This window comes from Enterobacter cloacae complex sp. 394I7, from assembly GCF_057320345.1.
This window is the reverse complement of record NZ_JBXWCR010000005.1, coordinates 243,117-251,465: the sequence shown is the minus strand read 5'-3', so window position 1 is coordinate 251,465 and position 8,349 is coordinate 243,117. Positions and strand designations below refer to the sequence as shown.

Genomic DNA, 8,349 nt, shown 5'->3' with positions numbered 1-8,349 from the left:
CTTTGATGATACCGCGCTCAACACGACCGGTAACAACGGTACCACGACCGGAGATGGAGAATACGTCTTCGATTGGCAGCAGGAACGGCTTATCAATCGCACGCTCTGGTTCTGGGATGTAAGAATCCAGGAAGCCAGCCAGTTCGATGATTTTCGCTTCCCACTCAGCGTCGCCTTCCAGCGCTTTCAGCGCGGAACCACGAACGATTGGGGTGTCGTCGCCTGGGAAATCGTACTGAGACAGCAGTTCACGAACTTCCATCTCTACCAGTTCCAGCAGCTCTTCGTCATCAACCATGTCACATTTGTTCAGGAACACGATGATGTAAGGAACGCCTACCTGACGACCCAGCAGGATGTGCTCACGGGTCTGAGGCATTGGGCCGTCAGTCGCAGCAACAACCAGGATCGCGCCGTCCATCTGCGCAGCACCGGTGATCATGTTTTTAACATAGTCGGCGTGGCCTGGGCAGTCTACGTGCGCGTAGTGGCGAGTCGGGGTGTCGTACTCAACGTGAGAGGTGTTGATGGTGATACCACGAGCTTTTTCTTCTGGCGCGTTATCGATCTGGTCGAATGCACGAGCAGAACCACCGTAGGTTTTAGCCAGTACGGTAGTGATTGCAGCGGTCAGCGTTGTTTTACCATGGTCAACGTGGCCGATAGTACCGACGTTAACGTGCGGTTTTGTACGTTCAAACTTTTCTTTAGACATCGATTGTCCCTCTAAGACACGGATAAATCGGTGATATCACCACATCAACCAGGCGAAATGCCTGAATTGTTGAATACAGTAAAATTGAAACAGAGAGAAACGGGAAGGAGAAGTGAAGTGGTGCTGATACCCAGAGTCGAACTGGGGACCTCACCCTTACCAAGGGTGCGCTCTACCAACTGAGCCATATCAGCACGTATTGGAGCGGGCAGCGGGAATCGAACCCGCATCATCAGCTTGGAAGGCTGAGGTAATAGCCATTATACGATGCCCGCATCCTGAAACTCGGCTACCCAGTTCTTTCTGTAACAAAAAAAGAGATTTCTCTCTTTTTAGGTTCGAGCTGATTCAATTTTCAAACCAGCTCCGGCGGCTTAACGCTGCCAGAAAGTGGTGGTGGGGGAAGGATTCGAACCTTCGAAGTCTGTGACGGCAGATTTACAGTCTGCTCCCTTTGGCCGCTCGGGAACCCCACCGGACTTGATGGTGCCGACTACCGGAATCGAACTGGTGACCTACTGATTACAAGTCAGTTGCTCTACCTACTGAGCTAAGTCGGCATCAAGTAGCGCGCATTCTATGGAGACATGCGCAGTCATGCAACTAAAAAATTGCATAAAACGTTCTTTCGCTCACATTTTATTCGAAACCAGGGTTAACCGCTGTAAATTCATCCACTCAAGGTCAAAAATTCAACATCAGCGCCCGATTTACACCACTTATACCGTATCGTGATGTCTCCCGCGTAAAGCATCGCTTCCCCATATTTTTTCTTATTATTCCTGTCATCTGGTGTTAACCTCCTGCCCATTGTCCAAAATTAACTATGTTGAGCCCGGACGCGCTGTGTTGTGCTGGCTCACTGAAGCATGCTTATGAGCAAAAAAGAGCAAACGTTAATGACACCTTATCTTCAGTTTAACCGTAGCCAGTGGGCTGCACTGCGTGACTCCGTCCCGATGACGCTGACGGAAGGCGAAATCGCACGGTTAAAGGGGATAAATGAAGATCTGTCGCTGGAAGAAGTGGCAGAAATCTATTTACCACTCTCGCGCTTGCTTAACTTCTATATCAGCTCCAACCTGCGCCGTCAGGCGGTGCTGGAGCAGTTCCTCGGGACGAACGGCCAACGCATTCCTTATATCATCAGCATTGCAGGCAGCGTGGCCGTCGGTAAAAGCACCACCGCACGCGTATTGCAGGCGTTACTGAGCCGCTGGCCAGAACACCGCAGCGTGGAGCTCATCACCACTGACGGTTTCCTGCACCCGAATGAGGTGTTAAAGGAACGCGGGCTAATGAAGAAGAAGGGCTTCCCGCTCTCTTATGATATGCACCGTCTGGTGAAGTTTGTCTCTGACCTGAAATCGGGCGCGCCTAACGTGACTGCTCCGGTCTATTCGCACCTGATCTACGATCGCATCCCGGGTGGAGACAAAACGGTGGTTCAGCCGGATATCCTGATCCTCGAAGGGTTAAACGTCCTGCAAAGCGGGATGGATTATCCTCACGATCCCCATCATGTGTTTGTCTCTGACTTCGTCGATTTCTCTATTTATGTCGATGCGCCGGAAGACCTGCTGCAGAACTGGTATATCAACCGCTTCCTGAAGTTCCGCGAAGGGGCGTTCACCGATCCTGACTCCTATTTCCACCACTACGCCCAGCTCTCTGAAGAAGAAGCCATTAATGTGGCGCGAGGGCTGTGGAATGAGATCAACTACGTGAACCTGAAAGAGAACATTCTGCCCACACGTGAGCGCGCCAGCCTGATCCTCACCAAGAGTGAGAAACACGCTGTCGACCAGATCCGTCTGCGCAAGTAATCACGCAGACATAAAAAAACCGGCTTAGCGCCGGTTTTTTTATTGATGGATTACGCCACCGGCTTTTCGCCATTCTCATCCTGATCGACCGCGAAGCAGGCAACCAGCTGACCGCCATAATCCTTGAGCTGTGGCTGCAACTGGGTGCACGGGCCAAAGCGGCGACTGCAGCGGGCGTTGAATGCACAGCCTGGAGGCGGATTCAGCGGGCTGGGCAATTCACCCGTCAGCTTGATACGCTCACGACGATCGTCAGGGTTCAGACGCGGGGTCGCAGACAGCAGCGCCTGGGTGTACGGGTGACGAGGATGAGTAAAGATCTGCTCTTTTGTCCCCTTCTCCACGCAGCGCCCCAGATACATCACCATCACTTCGTCGGCAATGTGCTCCACAACCGACAGGTCGTGCGAAATAAACACGTACGACAGCCCCATGTCCTGCTGCAGATCCATCATCAGGTTCAACACCTGCGCACGCACAGAAACGTCGAGGGCTGATACCGGCTCATCGGCGATGACCACGTCAGGGTCGAGCATCAAACCACGCGCAATCGCGATACGCTGGCGCTGGCCGCCAGAGAACATATGCGGATAACGATCGTAATGCTCGGTCTTCAGGCCCACTTTCGCCATCATCGCCAGCGCTTTTTCACGACGCTGCTCTTTGTTCAGATTGCTGTTAATCAGCAGGGGCTCTTCCAGAATCTGTCCCACTTTTTTACGCGGGTTCAACGATCCGTACGGGTTCTGGAACACAATCTGGATTTTCTGACGGCGCAGTTTCTGCGCCTGCGGATCGTGCTTGAGCAGGTCCTGTCCCTGATAATAGAGCTCACCGCCGGTGGGGACTTCAATCATCGTCAGCAAACGACCCAGCGTCGATTTGCCACAGCCTGACTCACCGACCACCGCCAGCGTTTTGCCGCGTTCAAGGGTAAAGGATACGCCATCCAGCGCTTTCACCAGGCGTTCAGGCGCAAACAGCCCCTTCTTCACCGGATAGTATTTTTTCAGGTCGATAGCCTGCAACAGCGGTTGTTGCGTGGTGGCCTGTTGCGTACTCATAGTGTTGGCCTCCCGGCATCATCGAGTGGGTAGTGGCATTTCGACTGACGACCGTCAGCAAGCAGATTGAGCTCTGGCTCTTCTGCACGACATTTGTCTGTAGCATACGGACAACGCGGATTAAGCAGGCAGCCCTGCGGTCGGTCATATTTACCCGGTACGACGCCCGGAAGTGATGCCAGGCGCGCTTTGTCCTGGGCAAACTCCGGCAGCGCACGCAAAAGCGCCTGCGTATACGGGTGACGCGGCGCGCGGAAAATATCGTGCGAATGGCCAGTCTCGACCACCTGACCTGCATACATCACGATAATTTTGTGCGCCGCTTCGGCCACCAGCGCCAGGTCATGCGTAATCAGCACCAGCGCCATGTTCTCTTTCTGCTGCAGTTCCAGCAGCAGCTCGATGATCTGCGCCTGGATAGTCACGTCCAGTGCCGTTGTCGGTTCATCCGCGATCAGCAGTTTTGGCCGACAGGCAATCGCCATGGCGATCATCACACGCTGGCTCATCCCACCGGAGAGCTGGTGCGGGTAAACGTCCAGACGCGATGCCGGGTCAGGGATACCAACCTGATTCAGCAGATCGATCGCACGCTGACGCCGGGTCTTCTTATTCCCGCCCTGGTGCACCTTGATGGCTTCCATAATCTGGAATCCCACGGTGTAACAAGGGTTCAGGCTGGTCATTGGGTCCTGGAAGATCATCGCCACTTCCGCACCGACCAGCTGGCGGCGCTGCTTTTCGGAGATACGCTGCAGGTCCTGACCGTTAAACTCCAGACTTTCGGCCATCACACGGCCGGGATAATCAATCAGCCCCATGATGGCCAGTGAACTGACCGACTTACCGGAACCCGACTCACCCACAATGCCGACCACTTCGCCCTGATTTACGCTGTAGCTGATGCGGTCCACGGCGCGAAACGGAGTGCCTTCGTCACCGAAGTGCACCGATAATTTATCTACATTTAATAACGCCATCTCGTGCCTCTTACTGCTTCAGTTTGGGATCAAGTGCATCACGCAGGCCATCACCCATCAGGTTAAATGCCAGCACCGTCAGCAGGATTGCCAGACCCGGGAAGGTCACAACCCACCAGGCGCTTTGGGCGAACTGCAACACATCGGAGAGCATGGTGCCCCACTCCGGTGTTGGCGGCTGCGCACCCATGCCCAGGAAGCCAAGAGCGGCCATATCAAGAATGGCGTTAGAGAAACCGAGCGACGCCTGAACAATCAGCGGCGCCAGGCAGTTCGGGAAGATGTTGACAAACATTTGACGCATCGCGCCAGCACCCGCCACGCGGGAGGCCGTTACGTAGTCGCGGTTTACTTCCACCAGCACCGCCGCGCGCGTGAGTCGCACATAGTGGGGAAGCGCCACGAAGGTTAATGCCAGCGCGGCGTTACTGATCGACGGACCAAAAATCGCCACCAGTACCAGCGCCAACAGCAAGCTGGGCAGCGCCAGCATGATGTCGACGATACGCATGATGATGTTATCGATAATGCCGCCGAAGTAGCCGGCAACCAGACCGAGTACGATCCCCATAACCAGCGACAACACGACCACCAGGCAGCCGACCAGCAGCGACAGACGCGCACCGTACATCAGACGCGACAGCACATCGCGGCCCACGTCATCGGTACCCAGCAGGTGCGACAGGCTACCGCCGTCCTGCCATGCTGGTGGTGCCAGCAACGCATCACGGAACTGATCCGCCGGGTTATACGGTGCTAGCACGTTGGCAAACACCGCAATCAGGATCATGACAGAGACATAAACCAGCCCCACCACCGCGCCTTTGTTGCGCTTGAAGTAGTGCCAGAATTCCTGCAGCGGCGTCATGGGAACCGGTGCAGTAACCACTTTATTTTCAGAAACGTGTGACATGATGGCCCCTTACTTCTTATGACGAATACGCGGGTTCACCACGCCGTAGAGCAAATCGACCAGCAGGTTGACGAGAATAATCATCGTCGCGACCAGCAATACCCCGCCCTGCACTACCGGATAATCACGGCGTTGCAGTGCGTCAATCAGCCAGCGTCCGAGGCCCGGCCAGGAGAAGATGGTTTCGGTCAGGATCGCCCCCGCCAGCAACGTCCCCACCTGCAGACCAATGACGGTCACCACCGGCAGCATGGCGTTACGCAGGGCGTGAACGATAATGACGCGCATACGCGTCAGACCTTTGGCGCGTGCGGTGCGAATGTAATCCTCACCCAACACTTCCAGCATTGAAGAACGGGTCATACGCACGATAACCGCCAGAGGAATGGTACCGAGCACCATCGCAGGCAGGATCATATGTGCCACCGCATCAATGAAGTTACCCTCTTCGCCCCAGATAGCCGTATCGATCAGCATAAAACCGGTCAGAGGATTCGTATCATCCAGGAAGACCATATCGCTGACGCGTCCGGAGACCGGCGTCAGGTTTAGCTGCACCGAGACCAGCATGATCAGCATCATGCCCCACCAGAAGATAGGCATGGAGTAACCCGTCAGCGCCAGGCCAACAGCCGTATGGTCGAAAATAGAGCCACGCTTCACGGCAGCCAGGACCCCAACAGGGATACCCACCGCAGTGGCGAAAATCATGGCGCAGACACCAAGCTCCAGTGTCGCTTTAAAACGCGGCACGAACTCGTCCCACACCGGAAGACGGCTTTTCAGCGAAATCCCTAAATCACCGTGCAACACGCCCCAGATATAGTTGAGGTATTGCTGCCACAGTGGTTTGTTCAGGCCAAGCTCAGCCAGCAGCTGTGCATGGCGTTCAGGTGAAATACCACGCTCGCCCGCCATAATCATTACCGGGTCGCCGGGGATCATATGGACGAAGGCAAAAGTGAGAAGGGTGATACCGATAAACGTGGGGATAACAAGTCCCAGACGTCGGAGGATGAACTGCAACATAACCCGGATTCTCTCTGATGACGTACAACCAGTTGGCGTGACGTCTGTATTGCTCACAAATGTAAATTCCCTCTCTCTTCAGGAGAGGATTAGGGTGAGGGAATGCATGCACGCCCTCACCCCTGCCCTCTCCGTGAAGGAGAGGGAGAACACCCTACTTATTATTCAACAGAGACGTTTTCGAAGTGGTGTTTGCCCAGTGGATCAACCACGTAGCCCTTCACTTCTTTACGCACTGGTTCGTACACGGTGGAGTGAGCCACAATCAGAGCCGGAGCCTGATCATGCATCACAACCTGAGCCTGTTTGTACAGCTCGATACGTTTGTTGTGATCGTCGGTCGCACGCGCCGGCTGGATCAGGTCTTCAAACGGCTTGTAGCACCAGCGAGAGTAGTTAGAACCGTCTTTCGCGGCTGCACAGCTGAACAGGGTAGCGAAGAAGTTGTCCGGATCCCCATTGTCACCGGTCCAGCCCATCATCACCGCCTGATGCTCACCCGCTTTGGCACGCTTCAGATACTCGCCCCACTCGTAGGTCACAATCTTGGCCTGAACGCCCACTTTAGCCCAGTCAGCCTGAACCATTTCAGCCATACGGCGTGCGTTCGGGTTATACGGACGCTGTACTGGCATCGCCCACAGCTCAACGGTAAAGCCTTTCTCCTGGCCTGCTTCTTTCAGCAGCGCTTTCGCTTTCTCAGGATCGTAGGTGTAGTCTTTAACGTCGTCGTTATAGCCCCACATGGTTGGTGGGATCAGGTTCTTGGCGGCAACACCCGCGCCCTGATAGACCGCTTTAATGATCGCTTCTTTATTCACCGCATAGGTCAGCGCCTGACGGACTTTCACGTCATCAAACGGTTTCTTCTCGGTGTTGAAGGAGAGGTAACCCACGTTCAGACCAGCCTGCTCCAGCAGGTTGATGTTTTTATCCTGCTTCATGCGCGCGATGTCAGCCGGGTTCGGGTATGGCATGACCTGGCATTCATTTTTCTGCAGTTTTGCGTAACGCACAGAAGCATCAGGCGTGATGGAGAAGACCAGACGGTCGATCTGCGGCTTGGTGCCCCAGAAGCCCGGGAAGGCTTTATACAGAATACGGGAATCTTTCTGGTACTGCAGAAGCTGGAACGGACCGGTACCGATTGGGTTCAGGTCCACTTTCTCCGGGGTGCCGGCTTTCAGCATGTTGTCCGCGTACTCTTTAGACAGAATAGAGGCGAAGTCCATAGCCAGGTCAGCCAGGAATGGTGCTTCCGGACGCGTCAGCACGAACTGAACGGTTTTATCGTCCACTTTTTTCACTTCAGCGATCAGGTCCTGCAGGCCCATCCCTTCGAAGTATTCATAGCTGCCGCCAGACACTTTGTGATACGGGTTCTGAGCGTTTTTCTGACGGTCGAAGGAGAACACAACGTCATCGGCGTTAAAATCGCGCGTTGGTTTGAATTCTTTGTTGTCCTGCCACTTCACGCCCTGGCGCAGGTGGAAGGTATAGGTCTTACCGTCTTCGCTGACGTCCCACTTCTCCGCCAGACCTGGGATCACTTCCGTGGTACCGGTTTTGAATTCAACCAGACGGTTATAGATAGGCACAGAGCTTGCGTCGTAAGTCGTACCAGAGGTAAAGAGCTGTGGGTTAAAGCCTTCCGGCGAGCCTTCAGAACAGTAAACCAGGGTTTTTGCCTGTACGCTTGCTGCCACGGTCATAGCCACCAGGCTCAGACCAAGCTTCAGCATCCCTGACTTCTTCAAGGAAATACTCATTATTCTGCTCCAATGTGATGTTTTGCTTTGTTGTGTTACGCCGCCAGACCTTT

Annotated in this window: 7 protein-coding genes and 4 tRNA genes; 1 reads left to right on the top strand and 10 read right to left on the bottom strand. The window is 54.5% G+C overall.

The annotated features are described in order from the left end of the window. The 5 genes from AC2FAP_RS18405 to AC2FAP_RS18385 form a co-directional block, all read right to left on the bottom strand. Positions 1-715, bottom strand: a 715-nt coding sequence (locus AC2FAP_RS18405; RefSeq protein ID WP_485453003.1) for an elongation factor Tu, incomplete at its 3' end; no start/stop codon positions are given. A gap of 118 nt (positions 716-833) precedes the next feature. After that, a tRNA-Thr gene (locus tag AC2FAP_RS18400) sits at positions 834-909 on the bottom strand. 6 nt (positions 910-915) lie between these two features. Next, positions 916-990 (bottom strand) — tRNA-Gly (locus tag AC2FAP_RS18395). 116 nt (positions 991-1,106) lie between these two features. Further along, positions 1,107-1,191: transfer RNA gene (locus AC2FAP_RS18390), tRNA-Tyr, on the bottom strand. Between the two features lie 8 nt (positions 1,192-1,199). Continuing rightward, positions 1,200-1,275, bottom strand: a tRNA-Thr gene (locus tag AC2FAP_RS18385). A gap of 315 nt (positions 1,276-1,590) precedes the next feature. Here AC2FAP_RS18385 and coaA point away from each other — a divergent pair. Beyond that, entirely contained in the window at positions 1,591-2,541 is a 951-nt protein-coding gene (gene coaA, locus AC2FAP_RS18380; protein ID WP_025206418.1) for a type I pantothenate kinase, read from the top strand. A gap of 50 nt (positions 2,542-2,591) precedes the next feature. On the opposite strand, the gene dppF is transcribed toward coaA, so the two are convergent. The 5 genes from dppF to dppA all read right to left on the bottom strand — a co-directional run bounded on the left by dppF (position 2,592) and on the right by dppA (position 8,296). Then, positions 2,592-3,605, bottom strand: coding sequence for a dipeptide ABC transporter ATP-binding subunit DppF (gene dppF, locus AC2FAP_RS18375; RefSeq protein WP_151712454.1), 1,014 nt, complete (start codon positions 3,603-3,605; stop codon positions 2,592-2,594). Next, on the bottom strand, positions 3,602-4,585 hold the full coding sequence (gene dppD, locus AC2FAP_RS18370; RefSeq protein WP_014168148.1) for a dipeptide ABC transporter ATP-binding protein: 984 nt from the start codon (positions 4,583-4,585) through the stop codon (positions 3,602-3,604). Before dppD ends, dppF begins: the two co-directional genes overlap by 4 nt. Before the next feature lie 10 nt (positions 4,586-4,595). Beyond that, a complete protein-coding gene (gene dppC / locus AC2FAP_RS18365; protein ID WP_014168147.1) occupies positions 4,596-5,498 on the bottom strand; it encodes a dipeptide ABC transporter permease DppC in 903 nt (300 codons plus the stop codon). 9 nt (positions 5,499-5,507) lie between these two features. Further along, complete coding sequence (dppB, locus tag AC2FAP_RS18360; RefSeq protein WP_020882632.1) at positions 5,508-6,527, bottom strand: dipeptide ABC transporter permease DppB; 1,020 nt, start codon at positions 6,525-6,527, stop codon at positions 5,508-5,510. Between the two features lie 161 nt (positions 6,528-6,688). Beyond that, positions 6,689-8,296: a dipeptide ABC transporter periplasmic-binding protein DppA gene (gene dppA / locus AC2FAP_RS18355; RefSeq protein ID WP_014168145.1), complete on the bottom strand. Its 1,608-nt coding sequence runs from the start codon at positions 8,294-8,296 to the stop codon at positions 6,689-6,691. Between the last annotated feature and the right edge of the window lie 53 nt (positions 8,297-8,349).